The sequence below is a fragment of the Herbaspirillum sp. alder98 genome (assembly GCF_020179755.1).
Taxonomy (GTDB): Bacteria; Pseudomonadota; Gammaproteobacteria; order Burkholderiales; family Burkholderiaceae_D; genus Herbaspirillum.
In genome coordinates this window covers 208,415-231,374 of record NZ_JAIUCY010000002.1, presented here as the reverse complement: position 1 = coordinate 231,374, position 22,960 = coordinate 208,415, and the positions used below count along the sequence as shown (strand labels likewise).

22 protein-coding genes and 1 pseudogene are annotated in these 22,960 nt (G+C 63.9%); 13 read left to right on the top strand and 10 right to left on the bottom strand.

What is annotated here, in order from left to right; translation table 11 throughout:
- The first annotated feature begins 46 nt into the window (after window positions 1–46).
- Entirely contained in the window at window positions 47–1,237 is a 1,191-nt protein-coding gene (gene prpF / locus LBW87_RS05905) for a 2-methylaconitate cis-trans isomerase PrpF (RefSeq protein WP_225200520.1), read from the top strand.
- Window positions 1,238–1,338: 101 nt separating this feature from the next.
- Here the strand turns inward: prpF and LBW87_RS05900 are convergent, their stop codons facing one another.
- From LBW87_RS05900 to LBW87_RS05890, 3 genes are all read right to left on the bottom strand, one after another.
- The gene (locus LBW87_RS05900) at window positions 1,339–1,545 is read right to left on the bottom strand and encodes a hypothetical protein (RefSeq protein ID WP_225200519.1); all 207 of its coding nucleotides are present in this window, start codon (window positions 1,543–1,545) and stop codon (window positions 1,339–1,341) included.
- 750 nt (window positions 1,546–2,295) lie between these two features.
- Window positions 2,296–3,033, bottom strand: coding sequence for a transporter (locus tag LBW87_RS05895; RefSeq protein ID WP_225200518.1), 738 nt, complete (start codon window positions 3,031–3,033; stop codon window positions 2,296–2,298).
- 157 nt (window positions 3,034–3,190) lie between these two features.
- Window positions 3,191–4,123, bottom strand: coding sequence for an HDOD domain-containing protein (locus LBW87_RS05890; RefSeq protein ID WP_225200517.1), 933 nt, complete (start codon window positions 4,121–4,123; stop codon window positions 3,191–3,193).
- Between the two features lie 225 nt (window positions 4,124–4,348).
- Here LBW87_RS05890 and LBW87_RS05885 point away from each other — a divergent pair, with 225 nt between their 5' ends.
- From LBW87_RS05885 to pdeM, 4 genes are read left to right on the top strand one after another with little or no spacing between them, the layout of a single operon-like run.
- The gene (locus LBW87_RS05885) at window positions 4,349–5,404 is read left to right on the top strand and encodes a ligase-associated DNA damage response exonuclease (RefSeq protein WP_225200516.1); all 1,056 of its coding nucleotides are present in this window, start codon (window positions 4,349–4,351) and stop codon (window positions 5,402–5,404) included.
- The gene (locus LBW87_RS05880; protein WP_225200515.1) at window positions 5,397–7,097 is read left to right on the top strand and encodes an ATP-dependent DNA ligase; all 1,701 of its coding nucleotides are present in this window, start codon (window positions 5,397–5,399) and stop codon (window positions 7,095–7,097) included. The genes LBW87_RS05885 and LBW87_RS05880 overlap by 8 nt, the downstream gene beginning before the upstream one ends.
- Window positions 7,084–9,588 (top strand): ligase-associated DNA damage response DEXH box helicase, encoded by a 2,505-nt coding sequence (locus tag LBW87_RS05875; RefSeq protein WP_225200514.1) that lies wholly within the window; start codon window positions 7,084–7,086, stop codon window positions 9,586–9,588. Before LBW87_RS05880 ends, LBW87_RS05875 begins: the two co-directional genes overlap by 14 nt.
- Window positions 9,585–10,250: a ligase-associated DNA damage response endonuclease PdeM gene (pdeM, locus tag LBW87_RS05870; protein ID WP_225200513.1), complete on the top strand. Its 666-nt coding sequence runs from the start codon at window positions 9,585–9,587 to the stop codon at window positions 10,248–10,250. Before LBW87_RS05875 ends, pdeM begins: the two co-directional genes overlap by 4 nt.
- Here the strand turns inward: pdeM and LBW87_RS05865 are convergent, their stop codons facing one another.
- Entirely contained in the window at window positions 10,251–11,609 is a 1,359-nt protein-coding gene (locus LBW87_RS05865) for a hypothetical protein (RefSeq protein ID WP_225200512.1), read from the bottom strand.
- Between the two features lie 199 nt (window positions 11,610–11,808).
- Window positions 11,809–12,825: a nucleotide excision repair endonuclease gene (locus LBW87_RS05860; protein ID WP_225200511.1), complete on the bottom strand. Its 1,017-nt coding sequence runs from the start codon at window positions 12,823–12,825 to the stop codon at window positions 11,809–11,811.
- A gap of 337 nt (window positions 12,826–13,162) precedes the next feature.
- Here LBW87_RS05860 and LBW87_RS05855 point away from each other — a divergent pair, with 337 nt between their 5' ends.
- The 4 genes and pseudogenes from LBW87_RS05855 to LBW87_RS05840 all read left to right on the top strand — a co-directional run.
- The gene (locus tag LBW87_RS05855) at window positions 13,163–14,857 is read left to right on the top strand and encodes a thiamine pyrophosphate-binding protein (protein ID WP_225200510.1); all 1,695 of its coding nucleotides are present in this window, start codon (window positions 13,163–13,165) and stop codon (window positions 14,855–14,857) included.
- A 1-nt stretch (window position 14,858) separates the two neighbouring features.
- Window positions 14,859–15,131 carry a hypothetical protein gene (locus tag LBW87_RS05850; protein ID WP_225200509.1) on the top strand — a complete coding sequence of 91 codons (273 nt, stop codon included), beginning with the start codon at window positions 14,859–14,861 and terminating at the stop codon, window positions 15,129–15,131.
- Window positions 15,132–15,231: 100 nt separating this feature from the next.
- The gene (locus LBW87_RS05845) at window positions 15,232–15,447 is read left to right on the top strand and encodes a hypothetical protein (RefSeq protein ID WP_225200508.1); all 216 of its coding nucleotides are present in this window, start codon (window positions 15,232–15,234) and stop codon (window positions 15,445–15,447) included.
- A gap of 87 nt (window positions 15,448–15,534) precedes the next feature.
- Window positions 15,535–16,077 (top strand): annotated as a pseudogene (locus LBW87_RS05840) (type 1 glutamine amidotransferase domain-containing protein); the annotation flags it as partial.
- Between the two features lie 258 nt (window positions 16,078–16,335).
- On the opposite strand, the gene LBW87_RS05835 reads toward LBW87_RS05840, so the two are convergent.
- The 3 genes from LBW87_RS05835 to LBW87_RS05825 form a co-directional block, all read right to left on the bottom strand.
- On the bottom strand, window positions 16,336–16,560 hold the full coding sequence (locus tag LBW87_RS05835; RefSeq protein ID WP_225200507.1) for a hypothetical protein: 225 nt from the start codon (window positions 16,558–16,560) through the stop codon (window positions 16,336–16,338).
- Window positions 16,561–16,673: 113 nt separating this feature from the next.
- Window positions 16,674–17,231: a DUF4142 domain-containing protein gene (locus LBW87_RS05830; RefSeq protein WP_225200506.1), complete on the bottom strand. Its 558-nt coding sequence runs from the start codon at window positions 17,229–17,231 to the stop codon at window positions 16,674–16,676.
- Between the two features lie 118 nt (window positions 17,232–17,349).
- Window positions 17,350–17,622: an SWEET family sugar transporter gene (locus LBW87_RS05825; RefSeq protein ID WP_225200505.1), complete on the bottom strand. Its 273-nt coding sequence runs from the start codon at window positions 17,620–17,622 to the stop codon at window positions 17,350–17,352.
- A gap of 177 nt (window positions 17,623–17,799) precedes the next feature.
- On the opposite strand from LBW87_RS05825, the gene LBW87_RS05820 reads away from it, so the two are divergent.
- Window positions 17,800–18,315, top strand: a complete 516-nt coding sequence (locus LBW87_RS05820) for a CBS domain-containing protein (RefSeq protein WP_225200504.1) — start codon at window positions 17,800–17,802, stop codon at window positions 18,313–18,315.
- Between the two features lie 301 nt (window positions 18,316–18,616).
- On the opposite strand, the gene LBW87_RS05815 is transcribed toward LBW87_RS05820, so the two are convergent.
- Window positions 18,617–18,883, bottom strand: a complete 267-nt coding sequence (locus tag LBW87_RS05815; protein WP_225200503.1) for a hypothetical protein — start codon at window positions 18,881–18,883, stop codon at window positions 18,617–18,619.
- Window positions 18,884–19,093: 210 nt separating this feature from the next.
- On the opposite strand from LBW87_RS05815, the gene LBW87_RS05810 reads away from it, so the two are divergent.
- On the top strand, window positions 19,094–19,837 hold the full coding sequence (locus LBW87_RS05810) for a YoaK family protein (protein ID WP_225200502.1): 744 nt from the start codon (window positions 19,094–19,096) through the stop codon (window positions 19,835–19,837).
- A 72-nt stretch (window positions 19,838–19,909) separates the two neighbouring features.
- On the opposite strand, the gene LBW87_RS05805 is transcribed toward LBW87_RS05810, so the two are convergent.
- Complete coding sequence (locus tag LBW87_RS05805; RefSeq protein WP_225200501.1) at window positions 19,910–20,221, bottom strand: KGG domain-containing protein; 312 nt, start codon at window positions 20,219–20,221, stop codon at window positions 19,910–19,912.
- 604 nt (window positions 20,222–20,825) lie between these two features.
- On the opposite strand from LBW87_RS05805, the gene imuA reads away from it, so the two are divergent.
- Both imuA and LBW87_RS05795 read left to right on the top strand, forming a co-directional pair.
- The gene (gene imuA / locus LBW87_RS05800) at window positions 20,826–21,551 is read left to right on the top strand and encodes a translesion DNA synthesis-associated protein ImuA (RefSeq protein ID WP_225200500.1); all 726 of its coding nucleotides are present in this window, start codon (window positions 20,826–20,828) and stop codon (window positions 21,549–21,551) included.
- A complete protein-coding gene (locus tag LBW87_RS05795; RefSeq protein ID WP_225200499.1) occupies window positions 21,481–22,959 on the top strand; it encodes a Y-family DNA polymerase in 1,479 nt (492 codons plus the stop codon). The genes imuA and LBW87_RS05795 overlap by 71 nt, the downstream gene beginning before the upstream one ends.
- The last annotated feature ends 1 nt before the right edge of the window (window position 22,960 follow it).

Here is a 22,960-nt window from a genome sequence, read left to right as displayed (position 1 = left end):
TGGGCCGGCCCTGGCAGGGCCGGCCAGTCATCCAACGGAGTGAGTCATGTCCCAAGTTCCGCAAATTCGCATCCCCGCCACCTACCTGCGCGGCGGCACCAGCAAGGGTGTCTTCTTCAAGCTTGACGACCTGCCCGAGGCCGCGCGCGTGCCCGGTCGCGCGCGCGACCGGCTGCTGCAACGGGTCATCGGCAGTCCCGACCCGTACGGCAAGCAGATCGATGGCATGGGCGGCGCCACCTCGAGCACCAGCAAGACGGTGATCGTCTCGCGCAGCACCCGCGCCGATCATGACGTCGACTATCTGTTCGGCCAGGTCGCCATCGATAGCGACTTCGTCGACTGGAGCGGCAATTGCGGCAACCTGTCGGCCGCCGTCGGCCCGTTCGCCATCAGCGCCGGCCTGATCGATCCGGCCCGGATTGCGCATGATGGCGTGGCGGTGATTCGCATCTGGCAGGCCAACATCGGCAAGACCATCGTCGCCCACGTACCGATCCGCGCGGGACAAGTGCAGGAGACCGGCGATTTCGAACTCGATGGGGTGACGTTTGCGGCGGCCGAAGTGGTGCTTGAATTCATGGACCCCGCAGCCGAGGAAGAAGGCGGTGGCGGCGCCATGTTCCCCACCGGGAACCTGGTCGACATCCTGGAGGTGCCCGGCGTGGGCAGCTTCAAGGCGACCATGATCAATGCCGGCATCCCGACCATCTTCCTCAATGCCGATGAGCTCGGCTACACCGGCGCCGAGCTGCAAGAGGCCATCAACGGCGATGCGGCCGCATTGAAGCGGTTCGAAACCATTCGCGCCCATGGCGCCATCCGCATGGGTTTGATCAGTTCGGTGGAAGAAGCCGCCAAGCGCCAGCACACGCCCAAGGTCGCCTTCGTGGCGCCTGCGCGCGACTACATTTCGTCCAGCGGCAAGCCGGTCACCACCGCTGATGCCGATGTCCTGGTGCGGGCGCTGTCGATGGGCAAGTTGCATCACGCGATGATGGGTACGGCAGCGGTCGCCATCGGCACCGCGGCGGCCATCCCCGGCACCCTGGTGAACCTGGCTGCCGGGGGCGGTGAACGCAACAGCGTACGCTTCGGCCATCCGTCGGGCACCTTGCGGGTAGGCGCCGAGGCACGGCAACAGGGCCAGCAATGGGAAGTGACCAAGGCCATCATGAGCCGCAGTGCGCGGGTGCTGATGGAAGGCTGGGTGCGGATACCGGGCGACGCTTTCTAAGTAAAGTTCAGGCCAGGCGCAGCGGCTGCACGGCAATTAAAAAGGCCGGCGTCACATCCAGTGATTGCCGGCCTTGAGCATTGCATGAGGCGTTACCTGCACTACACCCGGTAAATCTTTTCGCCGGTCTGCACGATCCTGAATTTTTCGTTGGTCAGGGGATCGACGGTGCGTCCATCGGTGAGCCGATAACTACGGCGGTCTGCAGCGGCAACATCATCGACCTCGTCCTTCTGCGTCTGGTACACCTCGACGTGATAGGGTTCGCCGGTCTTGCCCTTGGCATCGAATTTTTCCACCAGATCCATGTGCTATCTCCTTGATATCCATTGGTAATGGCCCTTGCCAAGGTAAAAGATAACAGATTCGATCCACGTTGCCATGACTTCCCATGCTGCAGCGCGACAGGAAAGCGCCTCGCCGCATCAGGGACGCACCATCCGAGCCCCCCGACCCGGATGGTCCAGTCTCATCGTCGCAGGTTGACGCACTTCACCTACTCCTGCTTGCGGGTGCTGCTTACTCGCCCTGCATTACTAACTTTAGCTTGCCGCCTTCCAGACGGCCCTTCTCCCCCACTCAGATTCGAACCATGCTGCGTAAGCGTCACGATGCCGCCCCGTGAATTCACGTGGCCGTCTTATTGGCAACGAAATACCTGTCCCTGTAACTCAGTTACAGAAAAATGGTGCACGACAAATTAAGGAATGCCCAGAGCGAAGCTGGCCATTGGCCAAGAAAAAATACTCTGGTGAACATGGAATGCGTAGTAGATGCTGACTTGCAATTAATTATTTTCAGCTAGCGCCCCCCGACGCTTTGATCTCTAACGATGAACTGAGTATATATAAATATTTGTAATTTAAACAAAAAGAATTGCAATCGATCTTCCAAAACCGATTGCAATTTATATAAGACAAAATGATTATTTGTGCACATTACCCTTGCGCCCGGCATTTTCAATGCCGGGCGGAAAATCTAACTGATTCCGGGTAAGCGCAAGGTCCGGATGTCGTGTGGCGTGGTTCCGACCCGCGGTGTTCGATTGCCGGGCGCGACTAGAAATGCAGCGTAATACCCACGCCAATCTGCCGGGTGACTTCAGCCTTGTTCAGTCCGGCCTTGTAGCCGACATCGAGATCGACCGATTCATTGGGCGACCAGATCACACCCAGCAGCGCATACGAAGGCCAGGTGCGGTTGGCATGCTCGCTGTTTTGCGCAACGCCGATATCGCCTACCAGCTTCCACTGTTCATTCACGGCATACCAGGTCGCGGCAGATGTGCGCCAAATCCTGCTGCGGCGTGACGCGATATCTTCTTCGCGAGCGTAACGGTTGATGTTGATACCGAGGTTGGCGTGCCAGGTCCAGGGGCCGGTTTCGTAGGAGCCCAGCAGACTCAGCGCAGCGCTGGCGCGACCATTGCCATGACCACGCTCGGGGTCGCCGCTGGTGCTGAAGAACTCAGGCTTGAGCGCCAGTGAAAAGCCCTGGTCGTCATGAAAGCGCCACTTGGCGCCCAGCGAGGCATCGCCCATGCCGCTGCCGGTGGGCGATGCGAAGAACTGCGGCACGTTGGCAAACAGGTCGAGCTTGTCGGTGACGCCGTAGGTATAGGTCACCGCGCCGACATGACTGGGCTGGCCGGATTGTCGGCTCCAGTCGGTATTCATTTCGAGTTGATGACGGCCCTCGCCTTGCACGCCGGTGTCGTCAGTCACCAGCGGATGGGCGGCATAAGCCGGAGCGATGGCGGCACACAGCAGCCATGCGATGCAAGATGTCTTTTTCATTGAATCCCCCATAGAACCGGGCGGATACTAGCATCCGTGACTGACGGACAAAAGACAAAACAGGGGGCGTTTGACGATAAACCAACAATTGTCTGACTAGATTCGACACTTGCATTAAAAAAGCGAGCCGAGGCTCGCTGCAAGCAGGCCGGAAACCTCAGTTAGACGCGCCGGCAGCCTCTGCCAGCTCCTGGCCGATGTCGGGCAAGACCTGAGTGGGAATATGCAGCAACGCGCCCCAATCGCTCCAGTCCCATGAGACCCGTCCGCACAGGTATTCAACGCTCGACAGCGGCAGGTCGAAGGCGGCGGCCAGTGTCAGCAGTCGCGACAACAGCGCCGGTCTGGCCGCAGCGGTGGCCACGCAGACATCGGCCAGCGCGCCGGCCAGTTCGAGCATGCGCACCAGTTGCTGCTGGCGATCGCCTTCTTCGACCCCGGAGGCTGACGGCCGCTCGTGATACAGGACCGCATTGCAGAACAGCCGGGGGAAATGCCAGTCTTCCATCATGGCCGCGGCCAGCGCCAGGTGGTCGAAGCCGAATGCGGCCTGCTCGCGCTCCAGCAGGACTTCGCCGGTCGGATGGTCGAGCAGCAGCTCGCCATAGCGCTTGGGGCGCGCCGACGCCAGGCCCAGGCGCCCGATGCCGGCCAGCAAGCCGTTGGTGAACATCTCGGCCGGCGGCGCCTGCTGCAGCATTTCGGCCAGGGCCTGGCCGGCGCAGGCCATGGCGGTAGAGCGCGCCCAGAAGGCGTCGTAGTCGAATTCCTTGCAGTCGCCGCGACGGGCCGACTCGGTCAGCGAGATCGCCAGCGCCATCTGGCGCACCGCATGCAACCCGACCATCAGCAGCAATTCGACGTTGACGGCGGCCACCATGCGGCCCTTGTTGATGTTGGGAATATTGGCAATCTGGATCAGGCGTCCGGCCAGTACCGGATCGCCCTGCACCTGCGAGACCAGTTCGGGCAGGGAAATGTCTTCCTGCTGGCACATCTGCATGATGTTAAGGCGCACGCCGGACGGCGCGGGCAGGACCTCGGAGTCCTGCAGTTCACGGAATGTCTTGTCTTCGATATAGGTCGACATGCTGGAATCGCCTTGGAGGTCAGGGGGTTGTCGGCTGGCAAACGCCAAAAGTGTTGCTAGGATACCTAATCCCTCCTTTTTTTGCGATGCGCAACGCTAAATTTCGGCTCGTCGGTTCGTTTTGAAGGGCGTTTGCCTGACAGAGGAACACGGCCTGCACCGACTGCCAGGCGCTCACTGTCGCGCTAATCTGCCCGGATAACCCAGCAAGGAGCCAGTGGCAGCATGGACGACATGGTAGTAGTACGCAAGGAAGGCCTGTATTGCGTCCCCGGCGATTTCTATATCGATCCGTGGCGCCCCGTGGGGCACGCCGTCATCACCCATGCCCACGCCGACCATGCCCGCACCGGCCACACCCGCTACCTGGCGGCGGCCCCGGGCGCGGGCATACTGCGCGCCCGGCTGGGCCAGGAGATTGCGCTCGACACGCTGGACTACGGCGACAGCGTCACCCACAACGGCGTGCGGCTGTCGCTGCATCCGGCCGGCCATGTGCTGGGCTCGGCCCAGTTGCGGATGCAGCACCAGGGGCGCGTCTGGGTCGCCTCGGGCGACTACAAGCTCGAACCCGACGGCACCTGCACCCCGTTCGAGCCGGTGCGCTGCGATGCCTTCATCACCGAATCGACCTTTGGCATGCCGATCTATCGCTGGCAACCGCAAGCCGAAGTGTTCGAGGACATCAATGGCTGGTGGCGCGCCAACGCTGCCGCCGGGCGCGCCAGCGTGCTGTTCTGTTATTCCTTCGGCAAGGCCCAGCGAATCCTGCACGGCATCGATGCCGACATCGGCCCGATCGTCTGCCATGGCGCCGTGGAGCCCCTCAACCGGCTCTACCGGGAAGCCGGCGTGGCGCTGCCACCGACCCTGACCGTAGCCGAGGCCACCGAACGCGGCGCGCAAGCGGGCCGGCGCGGTGCGGCAGCCTTTGCCGGCGCGCTGGTGCTGGCCCCGCCCTCCACCGCAGGCTCGACCTGGATCCGCCGCTTCGGCGACTACAGCGATGCCTTTGCCAGCGGCTGGATGCGCCTGCGCGGCACCCGCCGGCGGCGCGGCGTCGACCGCGGCTTCGTGCTCTCGGATCACGCCGACTGGCCGGCGCTGCAAGAGGCCATTGCCGCCACCGGCGCGCCGCGCATCATCGTCACGCATGGCCAGGTCGCACCGATGGTGCGCTGGCTGCGCCAGAACGGCCTCGACGCCGGCGCCTTCAATACCGAATACGGAGAGGCAGCCGAATCTGCCGCCGAAGCCGCCTCGGACGCCGCCCATGCGTGAATTCTCGCGGCTCTACGCCGAGCTTGACGCCACCACCTCCACTACCCGCAAGCTGACAGCGCTGCAGCATTACTTCGCCCATGCCGATCCCGGCGATGCAGCCTGGGCCGTCTATTTCCTGGCCGGCGGCAAACCGCGCCAGGCGGTGCCCGGCAAATGGCTGCGGCACTGCGCGATGCAATACGCGCAGATCGATGAATGGTTGTTCGAAGAGTGCTACGACACCGTCGGCGACCTGGCCGAGACCATCGCCCATATCCTGCCGCCCGCCCCTGTTGCCACCACTGACGATCCACCGCCCGAACTGGGCCTGGCGCAATGGGTCACCGAGCGCATCGCGCCGTTGCGCGGGGCGGCGCCGGAAGATATCCGCCTGGCGCTCTTCGCGGCCTGGGACCAGCTCGACTGGCAGGGGCGCTTCCTGCACGCCAAGTTGATCGGCGGCAGTCTGCGGGTGGGTGTGTCGAAGCTGCTGGTCACCCGCGCCCTGGCCGCCGTGGCCGGGCTCGACGCCAAGCTGCTGGCGCAGCGCCTGGTCGGCTGGACCGACCATCGGGCCCGTCCCGATGCCGGGCGCCTCAAGGCGCTGCTGGCGCCCGATGCCGGCGAAGGCCAGCGGCAGCCGGGTGGCCAGCCCTACCCGTTCTTCCTGGCGCATGCCCTGCTGGACGATCCGCGCTCGCTGGGCCCGTTGGCGCACTGGCAGGTCGAGTGGAAATACGATGGCATCCGGGCCCAGCTGGTGCGCCGCGATGGCGTCAACTGGCTCTGGTCGCGCGGTGAAGAATTGATCACCGAGCGCTTTCCCGAACTGGCGGCGCTGGCGCTGCCCGATGGTGTCGTGCTGGATGGCGAGATCGTCATCCGCGCAGCCGGCAACGGCCTCGACACCGCCCTGCGCCCGGCGCCGTTTGCGCTGCTGCAAAAGCGTATCGGCCGCAGCAACCTGTCGGCCCGGCTATTGGCCGAGTTGCCGGCAGCGTTGATCGCTTACGACCTGCTGGAGCGAGATGGCCACGACTTGCGCGAACGGCCACAGGCCGAGCGGCGCGTGCTGCTCGAACAAGTCCTGGCGCAACATGGCAACGACACCTTGCGCCTGGCGCCGCAGATTGCAGCCACCGACTGGGACCAGTTGGCCGCCTTGCGTGAGCAGTCGCGCCAACGCGGCGTCGAGGGCATGATGCTCAAGGCAGTCGACGCCCGCTACGGTATCGGTCGCACCCGCAATGTGGGGGTCTGGTGGAAATGGAAGATCGACCCCTATAGCATCGATGCCGTGCTGATCTACGCGCAGTCGGGCCACGGTCGGCGCGCCCAGCTCTATACCGACTACACCTTCGCCGTCTGGGACGACACGCCCGACGAGAGCGGCGCGGCGCGCCGCCTGGTGCCATTTGCCAAGGCTTATTCGGGGTTGACCGATGCCGAGATTGCGCAGGTCGACCGCGTCATCCGCCAAAGCACCATCGAAAAATTCGGCCCGGTGCGCAGCGTGCGTCCCAGCATGGTGTTCGAGATCGGCTTTGAAGGCATTGCGGCATCGACGCGCCACAAGGCCGGGATCGCGGTGCGCTTTCCGCGCATCTTGCGCATGCGCCCCGACAAGCCGGTCGAGCAGGCCGACACGCTGGCCATGCTGCGCGCCATGCTGCCTGCGCCCACTGCCGGAGGCGATGATGGATCGCGCTGAAAAAGCCGCCCCCACCGGGCAGGCCGCCATCAAACAGTGGTTTGCCGGACGCGGCTGGAAGTCATTCGGCTTCCAGCAAGACGTCTGGCGCGCCGCGGCGGCCGGCAAGAGCGGGCTGCTGCATGCCAGCACCGGCGCCGGCAAGACCTATGCGGTATGGTTCGGCGCCCTGCTGCGTGCCGTCCCCAAACTGGGCGGCCCGCCGCCGAAACGCCCCGTGGCCGGCCTGCGCATCTTGTGGATCACGCCGATGCGCGCACTCGCCGCCGACACCTTGCGCGCCCTGCAGGCGCCGCTGCCTGAACTGCTCCCGCACTGGCAGGCCGGCATGCGCACCGGCGACACGCCCTCGGCCGAACGCGCGCGGCAAATGAAAATCCTGCCGCAAGCGCTGGTGACCACCCCCGAAAGTCTGTCGCTGCTGCTGTCGCAGGCCGATGCGCAAGAACGCTTCGCCAGGCTCGACGCCGTCGTCGTCGACGAGTGGCACGAATTGATGGGCAACAAGCGCGGCGTGCAGGTGCAGCTGGCGCTGGCGCGGCTGCGTCGCTGGCGGCCCGGGCTGGTGGTGTGGGGCTTGTCGGCCACGCTGGGCAATCTGGAACAGGCCATGCACGCCCTGCTGGGGCCGGGCGCGGCCAGCGATGCCGGGGTGCTGGTGCAGGCCGGCCAGCGCAAGCGCATCGAGATCGATACCCTGCTGCCGCCGCAAGCCGGACGCTTCGCCTGGGCCGGCCACCTGGGCCTGCAGATGCTGCCGGCGGTGGTCGACGAGATCGATCGCAGCAGCAGTACCCTGGTCTTCACCAATACCCGCTCGCAGTCCGAGCTGTGGTACCAGAACCTGCTGGCGGCGCGCCCCGACTGGGCCGGGCTGATTGCCCTGCATCACGGCTCGCTCGATCGCGAAGTCCGTGAATGGGTCGAACAAGGCCTGCGCGACGGCCGCCTCAAGGCGGTCGTGTGCACCTCCAGCCTGGACCTGGGCGTCGATTTCACACCGGTCGAACGGGTATTGCAGATCGGTAGCGCGCGCGGCGTGGCGCGGCTGTTGCAGCGCGCCGGGCGTTCCGGGCACCAGCCAGGGCGCACCGCGCGCGCCACGCTGGTGCCGACCAACAGCCTCGAACTGCTGGAGTCGGCAGCCCTGCAATCGGCGGTGGCCGCCGGCCGTATCGAACAGCGACCGGTGCCGGACTGTCCGCTCGACGTGCTGGTGCAGCACCTGGTGACGATTGCGCTGGGAGGCGGTTTCAGATCGGAATCGCTGCTGGCCGAAGTGCGCGACACCTGGTCGTATCGGCACCTGCGCGAAGACCAGTGGCAGTGGGCGCTGGACTTCGTGGTGCGAGGCGGCCAGAGCCTGACGGCCTATCCCGAATACCAGCGGGTGCAGGCGGACGCAGACGGCATCTACCGCGTGCCGGTGACGGCCATCGCGCGCCGTCATCGCATGAATGTCGGCACCATCGTGGCCGATGCCAGCATCCATGTGCAATACCTGCGCGGCGGGCGCATCGGCACCATCGAAGAAGGTTTCATTGCGCGCCTGCGTCCGGGCGACCGCTTCCTGTTCGGCGGGCGCATGCTGGAATTCGTGCGGGTGCACGAGATGACCGCCTGGGTCAGGCGCTCCACCAGCAGCAGCGGCGCAGTGCCGCGCTGGCAAGGGGGCCGGCTGGCGCTGTCCGACACCCTGGCCCATGCCGTGCTGGATCGGCTGCAACGTGCCGACGAAGGCCATTTCGACGGGCCCGAGATGCAGGCGGTCGAACCGCTGCTGGCGATACAGCAGCGCTGGTCGGCGCTGCCCACGGCGCAACGGCTGGTGGTGGAACAGCTCAAGAGCCGCGAAGGACATCACCTGTTCTTCTATCCGCTGGCCGGGCGGCTGGTGCATGTGGGCCTGGCGGCATTGCTGGCCTGGCGCATCAGCCGTGCGCAAAGCGCCACCTGGTCGATCTCGGTCAACGATTATGGCTTCGAGTTATTGGGCGCCCATCTGCCCGATGCCGCGCTGCTGACGCCTGCGGCCGCAGCCACCCTGTTTTCCGACGAGCACTTGCTGGCCGATGTGCTGGCCAGCCTGAACGCCACCGAGTTGTCGCAGCGCCGCTTTCGCGAGATCGCCCGGATTGCCGGGCTGGTGAGCCAGGGCTACCCGGGCCAGCCGAAGAGTGCGCGCCAGCTGCAGGCCTCCGCCGCCCTCTTCTTCGAAGTCTTTCGCAAGCATGACAGCGGCAATCTGCTGCTGACCCAGGCCCAGACCGAAGTGCTCGAACAGGAGCTCGAACTGCAGCGCCTGCGCCAGACGCTGGCCGAGCTGCGCCAACGTCATCTGCAATTGATGCCGCTGACGCGCCCCACGCCGCTGTCTTTCGCGTTGATGGTGGAGCGCTTTCGCGAAAAACTGTCGACCGAGAAATTGTCGGATCGCGTCGCCCGCATGCTGGGCGAACTGGAACGCGCCGCCGACCGGAGCACGCCATGAACACCAGCAACCAGTTCGAGGTAGACGGCGCGCGCCTGACCATGCTGCCCGAACGCGCCCTGCTGTGGCAGCAACACGCCATGCTGATCGTGGCCGACGTCCACTTCGGCAAGGCCGCCGCCTTTCGCGCAGGCGGCATTCCGGTGCCGCACGGCACCACGCGCGCCAATCTCGATGCGCTCGACGAACTTGTGGCGCGCCATGACGTGCGACACATCCTGTTTCTGGGGGATTTCCTGCATGCCCGCGCGGCCCGTGCGCCGGCCACGCTGGCCGAGCTGTCGCAATGGCGGACGCGCCACGCCGCGCTAGAACTGACGCTGGTGCGCGGCAACCACGACCTGCACGCAGGCGATCCCCCGGACGCGCTCGGCATGCGCATCGTGGATGAACCGTGGCGGCTGGGACCGCTGGCGTTCTGCCACCATCCGCAGGAACTGCCGGATGCCTTCGTACTGGCCGGCCACGTCCATCCGGTATACCGGCTGGCCGCAGCGGGTGACGCCTTGCGCCTGCCCTGCTTCGTGATCGATCAACGCTGGGCCATGTTGCCGGCCTTCGGCGCGTTTACCGGCGGATACCAGGTAACGCCGCAGCCGGGGCAGCGGCTTTACCTGGTCGCCGATGACCGGATCCTGCCGTTGCCGGCAGCACCGATCTAGTTAGAACTTGGACGACAGACCCACGTTCCACTTGCGTTCGGGGTCCCCCGAATCGGGCAGCAGGCCCTTCGAATAATCCAGGCTCACGCCGATGTTCTGGTTGAGGTTGTAGGTCAGAACAGCCTTCCAGTAATGGATGCTGCGGTCGCCCTGCAATGCTTTCAAGCCCGTGAACGTGGTAGTGAAGTCGAACGGCAAGGCCGGATTGGTCGAGGCCAGCGTAAAACCTGCCTGCGCGCCCAAGCGGATGAAATCCTGGTGCTGTTCGTAGACCGCCGGATCGCCGCGATCGAGATAGGTACCGTTGCGGCTTTGCCCGATCAGGATCGGCTTGAAGGCCAGGCCGTTGCTCCAGCGCACGAAGTCGTTCAACCAACCCTGGCGCATCGGCGTATAGGTGAAGTTGACCGTCAACAGGCGGCTGCCATCGGTGTTATTGATCAGGTAATCGGGTCGCGCCGTCAGGTCTTCGGTGTTACCCGAATCGGCATGGGTGAAATGGAAGCCCGACAGCATCCCGAACTGGCTGGTACGGGTGGTGGTGACATTGGGGTTGCCATCGGTATAGACGGTGACCCGGTTCTGCTTCAGGCCCACGTAAGGCACCGCTTCATAGGTACTGCCGGCTTCGCCGAAGGCGCGCTTGCCGAACGAATAACCGGTATAGACCACGATGTCGTTAGTGCGCGACTGCGCCACGTCATCGCTGGCCAGCGACAGCCGCGCCCGCTCCACCGAGGCATAACCGGCCGCATTGCTGCGGTCGATCGAGAGCTGGTCGGGGTTGCCGCGCACCCGCACGTTGTCGAACCAGCTGGGCTCCTTGGCCGGCGCTGCTGCTGGCGCAGGCGTGGCCGCCACCGTCGCCTGACCGGCTGTGCCGGCGCCGCCGCTGGCGGCCACCATGCTGGCGGCGGCCGCCGAATGCGGCAAGGCCGGTCGCGCCGTGGACTGGGTGCAGACCAGTGCGGCCGCATTGCCGTCCGCCAGGAAAGCGCGGGCGTCGGACTTGCCGCGCGGCTTGAATTGCGGGTCCCGGCCATCGAGCAGGCCTTGCAGGTCTTCGCCCAGATGATCGACGTTGCAGCTGTCGCCGCTGCAGGCGCCCGCGCCCGCGCTTTTTTCGGCGGCGCGCTTGGCGAGCAACCAGGCGGCCAGCGCCCGGTAGGACGACAGCGGTGCCGGCTGGTCGCCGACCGACAGATAGGCGGTACTGACGGGATAGGTCTTGAGCAGGTAGGCGGCCAGCTTTTCCTTGTCGACCGGCTGACCGGGCGAACACGGGATGTTGGCGATGCCGGAAGAATTGGAGGGAGCGGATTGCGCGTGGGCAATTGCCCAGGGGAAAGAACACAGCATGACTGCTGCAAGCGAATGCATTCGGCCTCGCATGGGTTTCCTCTTGGTGGGATGGAATGGCGTTGCGACATCAAAGGTCGCATCCGGGCGCGGCGACCGGCCAGGTCAACTGTTATCAATCAGGCCAGCTGATCCATGGGCGGTCAAACGCAGGTATGAATACGCTGCAGCGCAAAATGTTCAATCTGGCTGCAATTTTTTACGCAGGGACCGGGGTCCACTCGAGCTGACCCAGCAAATGCGGATGGATGATGATCTTGTAACTGTCCAGGTCGAAGCCAGGACGGTTCTTTGGCGAGCCGGTCATTGTCAATTGACGACGCTCGCTGTCGAGCGTGCCCAGATAACGCCATTGATCGATCACATGCACCTGCCGCACGCCATCGTTGTGCTCGACGATCCCCATGCGCCCGGCAAAGGGCCAGGCCACGATGCGCAACTCTTCCAGCGCCTGGGTCAGCCGCAACTGGTGCTCGTGGTGCGACTCTTCGCCGGTGCAGGCGCCGCGGCAGCGGCGGATCTGGCGTCCGAAGCAAGCCATGCCTTCGCCGGTGGAGGTTTCCAGGCCGGTCACGAAGGAACACAGGCCGTGTTGCGCCACCAACTGGTGCAGCGCTTCCTGCGCCGCACGCTCGGAGGCGAACACGCCGAACAGGGGATGCTTGGCCGCCACTTCATGTTCCGATACCCGGGTCACACCGGGACGGCCTTCTGCATCCAGGCGCAACGTGAACAGGCAACGCTTGTCACGCGTCTTCTTGTTATGCAGCGGGCGCAGTTCGCGCAGCATTTGGGCTTCGAGCAATTCGGCGCCCAGCTCGCCGGCGCAGCGATGGTGCTCGACGCGACGCGTCTGGCGCACCAGCATCTGTTCATCGTGACTGTTCAGCTGCGCCAGCACACGACCGCGCAGGTTGAGACTGCGCCCCACATACAGCGGCATGTCGTTGGCGCCACGCAGCACGTACACACCGCAGGCCTGCGGCAGGCTGTCGATGCCGGCGCGCTCGATGTGGATCGGATAGCTGAAGGTAGCGGCCCGATGCGCCGCAGGTTGCGCCGCATTGAACGTGGCAATGGTGCGTTCGCCCTGAGGCGGGCGCGTGGCCGCCGGTGCGCCCGGCATCAGGCCGGGCGTGGCTGCGCCCAGCAGATGGCTGGCAAACATGCGATTGAGAGAGTGGCGATAGCTGGGAAAATTCATGATCTGGGGCATTCGTTCTTGGTCTTGTGGCGCGGGGTCCGCATCGTTGGCGACACCCAAAAAAAGTTAAAGTGAATTATGAAGTTCGGGCGTCGACTGCTCAGTCGGCAGGAGGATGAAGCTCATGTAGGACATCGCCTCTAATAGAGGGCGCTCACGTCATCGCGATAGGTAGCGCCAGGCTGTCCCGGGTTCCACGGTAGAACCACTTATTGTTCTCGATCAAGGTCAAGCGCGCCTGCGGCTTATAAGTTCTCCTACAGGCATTTACTGCTGGGTCCGATACTGACGCGTCACGGGGTGGCATAACCTTGACGCTCTTCGTTGCCAATCTGTTAGAGGAGCCCTCATGTCGGTTACCGTTGCAACCATCCTGGTCGATGCACTTTACGAAATCGGCGTACGCCAGATCTTCGGGGTGGTCGGCGACGCCTTGAACCCGCTGACCGAGGCACTGCGGCGCGACAAACGCATTGAATGGATCGGCGTGCGCCACGAAGAAGGCGCGGCGCTCGCCGCCGCCGGCCAGGCCAAACTGACCGGTCGGCTGGCAGTGTGCTGCGGCACCACCGGCCCGGGCGCCAACCATCTGGTGGCAGGCCTTTACGAAGCCCGCAAGGACCACGCGCCGGTGCTGGCGATTTCAGGCGGCGTGCCGGCGGCCCGACGCGGCACCGATTACCTGCAGGAAAACAATCCCGACATCCTGTTTCGCGATGTCGCCGTCTATACCCAGACCGTCACCAGCGCCGAGCAGGCGCCCGCCGTGATCCACCAGGCCATCGCCCAGGCGCTGGCGCAAAGCGGCGTGGCCCATCTGAACATTCCGGCCGATATCATCGGCGCCAAGGTCAGCCAGGCCGTCCCCAGCCTCAACACCTTGCAGCCGCCGCTTGAGCTGGCGCCGGCGGCACAATCGCTGGATGCAGCCGTCGAACTGATCGACAGCGCCAAATCAGTGGCCATCTTCGCCGGCAACGGCTGCCGCGACGCCATCAACGATGTGCTGGCGCTAGCTGAAAAACTGCAGGCGCCGGTGATGCACACCTTCAAGGCCAAGGACATGGTCGCCTACGACCATCCGCAATGGATCGGCGGGGTCGGCCTGATCGGTGGCGCCCCCGGCACCGACGCCCTGCACCGGGCCGAAGTGGTCTTGATGCTGGGCACCGACTACCCCTATTCCGAGTTCCTGCCCACTAAGAGCCGCATCATCCAGGTCGACCAGCGCGGCTTTGTGCTGGGCCGCCGCGCCGCCGTCGAAGTCGGCATCACCGGCTCGGTGGCGCCGACGGTGCGGCAATTGCTGGAGCGTGTGACCGGCAAGACCGACAGCGCCTTTCTGCAGCAGGCCAATGCCGAGCGCGAGAAATGGAACGCTACCCTCGACGACAATGCCGAGGCCAAGCGCCATCACAAGAAGATCAAGCCGCAGCGCCTGGCGCGCGAACTGGGCGAGCATGCCCGCCACGACGCCGTGTTCGTGGTTGATACCGGCGTGGTGACGCTCTGGTGCGGCAACTGGATCCGCCAGCGTGGTCACCAGCGCCTGCTGGCTTCGTTCAACAACGCCGCCGTCGGCACCTCGCTGGGCCAGGCCAACGGCATCCAGAGCCTGGACCGCGAGCGACAGGTGATCGTAGCGGTAGGCGATGGCGGTTTCACCATGTTGCTGGGTGAATTCATGACGAGCGTCGAGCACCGCTTGCCGGTCAAGGTGGTGGTGTTCAACAATCGCCAATGGGGCCTGGTGCATCTGGAGATGGAAGAAGCGGGCCTGCCCGCCTTCGAGGGCGCCGAGTTTCCCAACCCCGACTTCGCCGCCTTCGCCGTCGCCTGTGGCGCTGCCGGCTTTACTGCCCGTTCGCCGGACCAGCTGGAGGCCGGCCTGACCCAGTTGCTGGCCGCGCCCGGCCCGGCGGTGCTCAATGTTTTCATCGACGCCGATGAGCTGCCCAGCATGCCGCACATCAAGATGGAACAGATCCTGCGCTTTGGCCTGGCCAAGGTAAAGGAAAGCCTGATTGCCATGAAAGGAGCCTGACATGACGCACCCCGACCTGAACGACCAGCAACGTCGCCTGCTCTATGCGCAAGAACTGCAAGCCCGCTTCGCGGCCTATCGCCAGTGGGCCATCGAACATTGGCCGGTGGCGGAGCAGCCCCTGACCGAGTCTGCCTTCGTGGCAGCGCGGCGCGAGCTGGAACTGATGACCGGCGCCATGTTGCACCCGGGTGAAAAACCGCGTGACCTGGCTGCGCCACCGGCCGCCGGGGGTGCGCAGTATGAAGACGTTACCCCGGCGCCCTGGCCGTGAATTCTTCCGGATTTCTTACACTGGCTTGCGGAGCTCTCTTATAGCCGCAGCACCCGGGGTGCCGTAATCTGCAGTGACTGGCCCTCTAAAGGAGAATCCCATGTCTGACAAAAAACACGACAAGCGTCCCGTCACCTATGACACCCCGTCGGAAGTGGCGCTGGATGAGGCAAGCGAGATGAGCTTTCCCAATAGTGACCCGGTGGCCACCTCCAACATCACCCGCATCAAGAAGGCGCCTGACATGCCGCATGCGGCTGAAGATCACCAGAATACCCATCAGGTCAAGCAGTCCGAAAAGGTCGGCAAGCGCTGACGCCTCGCTGCTGAAACCAAGGCGGCCCGCATGCCCGGCCGCCTTTTTTACGTCTGCAGGCGACTTACAACACGACAGGAGCGTTCCATGGCAAATCGTTTTGATAATCTCAAGGTAGCGGTATTGGTCACCGATGGCTTCGAACAGGCTGAACTGCTCGAACCCAGGAAGGCGCTGGAGGCCGCAGGCGCCACCGTGCACATCATCTCCGACCGCAAGAACAGCGTGCAGGGTTACAAGCACGTCGACAAGGGCGAGGTAGTAGCGGTCGACAAGTCGATCGATGAAGCCCGCGCCGAAGACTATTCGGCCGTCTTGCTGCCCGGCGGCGTCGTCAATGGAGACGCGCTGCGCATGCTGCCCCAGGCGCGCACTTTCATTCGTGCCGCCAACGATGCAGAAAAACCCATCGCCTCGATCTGCCACGGCGGCTGGCTGCTGATTTCGGCGGGCATTGCCAAGGGACGCACGATCACCAGCTGGCCCAGCCTGCAGGATGATTTTCGCAATGCCGGCGGCCAGTGGGTCGACCAAGAAGTGGTCCGTGACGAGAATTTCGTGTCCTCCCGCAAACCCGACGACATCCCGGCATTCAATAACGAATTGCTCAAGCTGCTCGATGAACAGCAGCGGCGCGAGCAGCGGGATTCTTCTGCCGCCACCAATGAAAACGATGGCGACCCGACCATTGCCCAGAAAGGCCGGCTGAGCGCCAAGGGCACCGCGCCTGCGGCCCCGCCGCAGCATGAGAACGAAGCATTTGCGGTGGCGCGCGGACAGGCTGATCAGGGGGCGGGCTGAAGCGCAACTACAAGTCGCGGGCGGAAGCGCAACTACAAGTCGCTGGGTCCTGACTTTCGTCAGGACGACGGAGCAGTGACGTTACGGCTAATGATGACTTGGCTTGCGCCCGCTCTGGTCATATTTCCGGGCCAGCACCACCAGTTGCTGGGCCACCTTTTCGGCCTGTTTGCGCTTGCTGCAGATGCGCACGCCACAACCGGCCTGCGCCAGATCCCATAGATGGCCGACATGGATATCGACGTAGGCGGCATATTTATGCTTGTCCAGTTTGGCCACGCGGGGGACGAACTTGTCGAAGGCTTGTTTCATGCTGCACTCCCTGGAGCAATGCGAAACGTCGATGCAAGTTGGGCAGAGTCCCGTTCAATGGCGACCCTGCCCGCTTCAAAACCACGTTAAATCCCTACACCGGCATGCGCCCCTTACTTGGCGGCGTCGACCTTGGTCTTGAGGTCGGTCCCCATCTGCAGGTGCTCTTGCAGGTCAGGCAAGGTCTTGACGGCAAAATTGCGCACGTCCGGGTCTTGCGCCGACGTGCTGGCCTTCTGGAACAGCTTCACGGCGTCCTTGTGGGCAGTCACGCCGATCATGCTGGCATAACGCTTGTCGAAGGTGGTGCCGCTGAGCTTGTCGAGGATGGCGATCTTGCCGCGCTGGGCCAGGCTCGGCTCGCTGGGCAGGCTGACATCCTTGGTCGATGCCAGTTGCTTGAGGTCGGCGCCGACCTTGGTGTGCTCGTCAATCATCTTCTGGGCGAATTTCTTCACGTCAGGATTCTGGGTCTTCTCGATGGCGATCTTGCTGGCGGCGACTTCGGCGTTGCCGGCTTCGGCCGCATTGACCAGGAAACTCTTGTCCTTGCCCTTGACGCTTTCGGCATGGGCGGCGCCGGCGGCCAGCGCCAGGCCGGCCAGACAGATTGCAGCGGCGCCAGCGACGCGACGCAGTCGGGTGGAAGATGAGGTCTGGATAGTATGCATGGCGATTCTCCTATGGTTATTAAATTAAATGCTGTGGATTGAGCCCAATGTAACGGTTGCGCTGTCATCCTTGCATCAGACGGCGCCAACGACGGCTGTAAGAATCGGGGAAACGCCTTCAGCGTTGAGCGCGCCGATTGCGCAGGTAGAGGATCTGGCCTAGCAAGGCGGTAAAGAGAAGGAAGACGTTCGACACCACGAACACCACATCACCTTGCAACAGGCTGTAGGTCACGAATCCGGCGGAAGCCAGCAACTGGCCTGCGAACAGCCAGTGCGAGACCCCCTGCGTGGAGCGGCTGCGCCATTGCTGGTAGACCTGCGACGAGATCGTCAACAGCAGCACGATGGTGGCGCCCCATCCGATGAGGTCGGTCAGTTCAGGTTTCATGGCCTCATCATGGACCGGGCACCATCGGATGGCAGTCAGTCGAGCCCGCCAGTGACTGTAGGACAAGCGCATGGCCGCTGGCGCGAATCGACCGACTGTCATTAAAGTAATTGATGCATTGCGTCATTTGCGGCAATTGCCTAGTCTGTACCCAGACCTTTCTTTCTGGAGAACCGCATGCATCCCACCCGCACCATCGCCGATGTAATGACCCGCAGCGTTCATACGCTGCGCCCGGATGACACCATCATCCTGGCCGCCCGCACCATGGATGAGCTCGATATCGGCGTGGTGCCGGTGCTCGACGGCGAACGCCTGGTGGGCCTGGTGACCGACCGCGATATCGTGCTGCGCGCCGTGGCGCGCGAGCTTGGTCCTGACAGCACCTTGCGCGACATCATGAGTCACGAGGTCGTCTGGTGTTATGAAGATGAACCGGTGGACGATGTGCTGGACGACATGGTCCAGCGCCAGATCCGACGGGTGCCGGTGCTTGACCGCCAGCGCCAGCTGGTCGGCATGCTTAGCCTGGGCGATATTGCGGCCAAGACGCAGAATGCCGGCATCGGTGGCGCGCTGGGAGAGATCTCGTTGCCGGCCGCGCCCCGTCGCCGCAATGCAGCAGCCATGGCCGACGAATTACCCGAAGTGGTCAATGCCGAGCTGGCCGAGGTCAACCTTGGGCGGAGTTGAGGCTGGTGCAAGCGTTTTGCCTTGTAAGGGTTTTTCTGACACAGCAATACGACACTGTCCGATCTTCTTTTTTGCGATGCGACGATATGATCCGTTCACGTACTCGAAACCGATGGACAGAAACTTCTAGCCGGAACGTCCCCCTCCGACCGGCCATGAACATGTCCTCCCCCAATCGGTTTATCCCCACGAGTCGTTTCATAAGCAGAAATTCATCAGAGATTCCCCCGATCTTTGGCGTCTATATCCCCTCCCCCTCTGGCCGCCTCCCCCGGGCGGCCGTTTTTTTTGCCTGATCCGATTACAGATGCTCGCTAAGGTCGTCGCGCACGCCTCCTTCGATGGCGTGCTGCGCCTCGACATACTCGACCGCCTCGCGATAAGCCGATTCGCGCAATTCGTGCAGGGTCTCGAAGACATGCGTATGCGCCTGGCCGCCATCGGCCGCGCCAATCAGCACTACACCCCGAAAACCGCCCCCGGGCAATTCCTCGACGCCCGCCTGCAGGTTGGGCGCTGGCCATTCGTGCACTTTCTGCCCACCGGGCAGATCGACTGGAATCGACATCCTGTTCTCCTTATGTGGTTGGCTCGCCTGATCTGGTTCGGACCTGGTGCCGCTTTTCTCGTTCCTGCCTGAAAGTTAGTAATAGCTTAGTAACTTCTGCCGGCCACTTCCATGGGACGATTCCGTGAAACGGCGTAAGATCCATTGAAGATGAGCCCGGTGGCATGAATCATGCACGCGGCCCGCTCCCATCGAACCTCAGGACATGTCATGCCGATCAATTACCTGCGTCAGTTGACCAGCCCCACGCGCTCGGAGCTGTCAAATCGCCATCTGGGCTGTTCACTGGCCTTTGTCGCCGGCGCCGTCAACGCCGGCGGATTCCTGGCGGTCGGCCAGTACACCTCGCACATGTCGGGCATCGTCTCGGCGCTGGCCGACAACCTGGTACTGGGACAGGCCATGCTGCTGGTCACCGGGGCCACCTCGCTGCTGGCCTTTCTACTGGGCGCGGCGACGGCGGCAATCATGATCAACTGGGGCCGACAGCGACACTGGCATAGCGAATACGCCATGCCGTTGCTGCTCGAAGCCGGGCTGCTGCTGGCCTTTGGCATCCTGGGCAGCCAGTTGCAAGGACAGCACCTGCACTTCGTCACTGCCACGGTCGCCTTGCTGTGCTTCGTGATGGGCTTGCAGAATGCGCTGGTGACCAAGATCTCGCGCGCCGAAATCCGCACTACCCATGTCACCGGCCTGGTGACCGATATCGGCATCGAGCTGGGCCGGATGTGCTATTGGCGCGTAGCTTCGCGCCACGACAGCGTGCTGGCGCCGTCGCCGCGCAGGTTCTTCCTGCTGGGCTTGCTGTTGCTGATGTTCTTTACCGGCGGGGTGATCGGGGCCGTCGGCTTTTCTGCGATCGGTTTCATGGCCACCATCCCGCTGGCCACCTCGTTGCTGGTGCTGGCGCTGGTACCGGTCTGGGACGACCTGGTGCATCACCCAAACTAAACTAAAAGCATCGGCCAACAAAAAAGGCGCTCAGCGCGCCTTTCCGTTTTTTTCTTGTCAATTATGTTCAGCTCAAGCCTGCTGCTGCACCGCGCTGTCGGACTGCGGCTGCTGGGACGTCGCCGATGATGACTGCGGCGTGCTTTGCGTCATCTGTGCTGCAGCAGCACCATTGGCATTGGCCGCATTGGCATTCTTTCGGCCATGGCTGTTCAAACCACCCTTGCGGCCAGCCTCGCGTGCTTCGGCTGAGGTGAACTCGTGGGCAGCCCCCTTTGCATGAGCCGCCTTGCCGCCCATGCTCGCAATCTGACGTTGTTTCTGCGGGTCCATCGCTGCAAAGCCACGGTTGCTGTTGCTACCGGGATTTTGTGCATTTGCCATGTCTGACTCCTTTGTCTGTCTGGAATGGTCGTATGAGGGATTAGGGCCTGTTCACATTAAATCTGCGAGATGCGTTGCCCCCAGGCGGCGTGCTGGCAAGGCGTGCGGCAAGGCTGGTGGTGGTGCCACCAGCCTTGCCGTGCAACGCAGCCAGCGCGCCGCCTGGGGGCAACCCTTCGGGAGAGGCCGGCAAGCGTCGCCTGCCGTTGTTGCAGCTCCTTGCCGTAGCACCACTACGGCGCGTCGCTACGCCTAGCCAGACAACGCTTGCCGACCTCTCGCACTCGCAGATTTAATGTGAACAGGCCCTAGCGTACAGACGACCGATAAAGCCGCCTATCCACGTTTGCAGTATAGAAAGCAGCGCCGGATGTAACTATCAGTCAAGGCCATCAGCTACTGTAGGCCTTGACCGTAGGAAATGAAGGAATCCATGAAGATGAGCTTACCGCCCGGAAATGAATAAATCATTCAGCCAGCCATTTTCATTGCCCGGGTGAAACTCAGCGGGGGTTATCTCTCTTTATTGTTCTAGACAATAGGTTTTACTGTATATTTATACAGTATTCTGTTTTCTAGATATTCTTTGAGATCGCTTCTTCCCATGCCGAGTTCCAAGCCCCAGATGGGTGCTCCCGAGCATATCCATCCTTCGTTGTGGCTGGCGTCCCAGCTGGCGCGGGGTGGCGTGCGCGGGGTGACGACCGGCTTCGATGCGCTCGACGCCGAGTTGCCCGAACGCGGCTGGGCCAGCGGCATGCTCATCGAGCTGCTGCTGCCGCACAGCGGCATTGGCGAACTGCGCTTGTTGCGCCCGGCCCTGGCTGATCGTCCCGACACCCGCCAGCATGGTCACATCGCATTGCTGCAGACCCCGCATCCGGTCAATGCCCCTGGCTGGATGCACCTGGGCGTGGCGCCGCAACGCCTGCTGCTGTTGCAGGCGCAGCAGCAGCGTGATGTGCTGTGGGCCGCCGAGCAGGTATTGCGGGCCGGTTCCTGCCAGGCCTTGCTGATGTGGCAGCCACGGCTGCGCGGCGAGGCCTTGCGGCGGCTGCAACTGGCCGCCCAGTCCAGCGCCACCCTGTTTTTCATGTTGCGCCCGATGTCGTGTTGCGCCGACGCCTCGCCGGCGCCCTTGCGGCTGGCGCTGCATCCGGCGCGCGATGGCCTGGAAATCGGCTTCATCAAGCGTCGTGGGCCGCGCCGCGACAAGCGCCTCTTCATTCCTTTGTCGCCCTCACCGAATTTGCAACGCCATGTCCCTGTGGATCGCCGTTCACCTGCCATTGCTACAGCTCGAAGTCTTTCGCCCCAATTGGGACGATGAGATCGCAGCCGTCGTGTTTCACCAGGATCGCGTCAGCGCCCTGTCGGCGCCGGCGCGCGCGCAAGGCGTGGCCGAGGGCATGCGCCGCGGCAGCGTGCAGCTGCTGTCGCCCCGGGCCAGCACGCACGAGCGTGACATCGCCCGCGAAAGCAGCCTGCTCAATGACACCGCGCTGGCGCTGCTGCAGTACACGCCGCAGGTGACGCTGGCCGAACACGACTGCGTGCTGCTCGACGTGGGCGCCAGCCTGCGCTTGTTCGGTGGCATTCGCGCCTTGTGCCGCAAGGTCCGCACCAGCATCGCCCGGCTTGGCCTGTCGGCGACCCTGAGCTGCGGCGTGAGCGCCACCGGCGCCTGGCTGCTGGCGCGCTTCGGTTATGTGCGCACGCTCGGCCTGGCATCGCTGCAGCGCCGTCTCGACCGCTTGCCGGTGGTTTTGCTCAGCGCGGCCCTGCCGCATCTGGAATGGCTGCACGGCCTGGGTTGCGAGCAACTGGGCGAACTGCGCCGGCTGCCACGGGCCGGACTGCAACGCCGCTGTGGCAAGCCCATGCTGGAAATGCTGGATCGCGCCTACGGCCAGCGCCCCGAACTGCATCGCTGGATCAGCGCCCCGCCCTCGTTCAGGATGCGCCTGGAACTGCCCGACCGCATCGACCAGGCCGAACTGCTGGAGCGCCATGCCCAGCGCCTCATGACCCAGCTGGCCGGATGGCTGGCGGCGCGCCAGCTGGCGCTTGAGCAATTGCGCCTGCTGCTGGAGCACGAGCGCGGCCGCCAGGCCATCGCGCCGACCGAGATCGTGCTGTCGCTGGCCGCGCCCACCTGGCAGGAAGACCATCTGCTGTTGCTGCTGCGCGAGAAGCTGGCGCGCGGGCAATTGGGCGCGCCCGCCATCGCCCTGGTGCTCACGGCCGAGCGGGTACAGGCGCGCACGCCGGTCAGCGAGACCCTGTTTCCCGAACCTGGCGGCTCGGTCGACGACCAGCGCCGCCTGGTCGAGCTGCTGGTGGCGCGACTGGGGGCCGAGCACGTGCTGCAAGCCGCCCCGCAAGCCGATCATCGGCCCGAAACCAGCAACCGCTGGCTCAGCGTACTGCAGCGCCCGCCATCGCAGAATGCCTTGAACGCGGCTGCCGCGCAGTTGCCGCCGCGCCCGCTGTGGCTGCTCGACACACCGCTGCCGCTGGCGCTGCACGATGAGCGACCGGTCTATCGGGGGGCGCTCACCATGGCTTCGCCGGTCGAACGCATCGAAGCCGGCTGGTGGGAAGGCCAGCCCGTCACCCGCGACTACTACACCGCGCATGACGCCCGCCACGTCTATTACTGGATCTTCCGCCAGTGGCGCGCCGGCCAGGCCGGCGGCGATGCAGCGCAATGGTTCCTGCACGGCCTGTTCGGTTGAG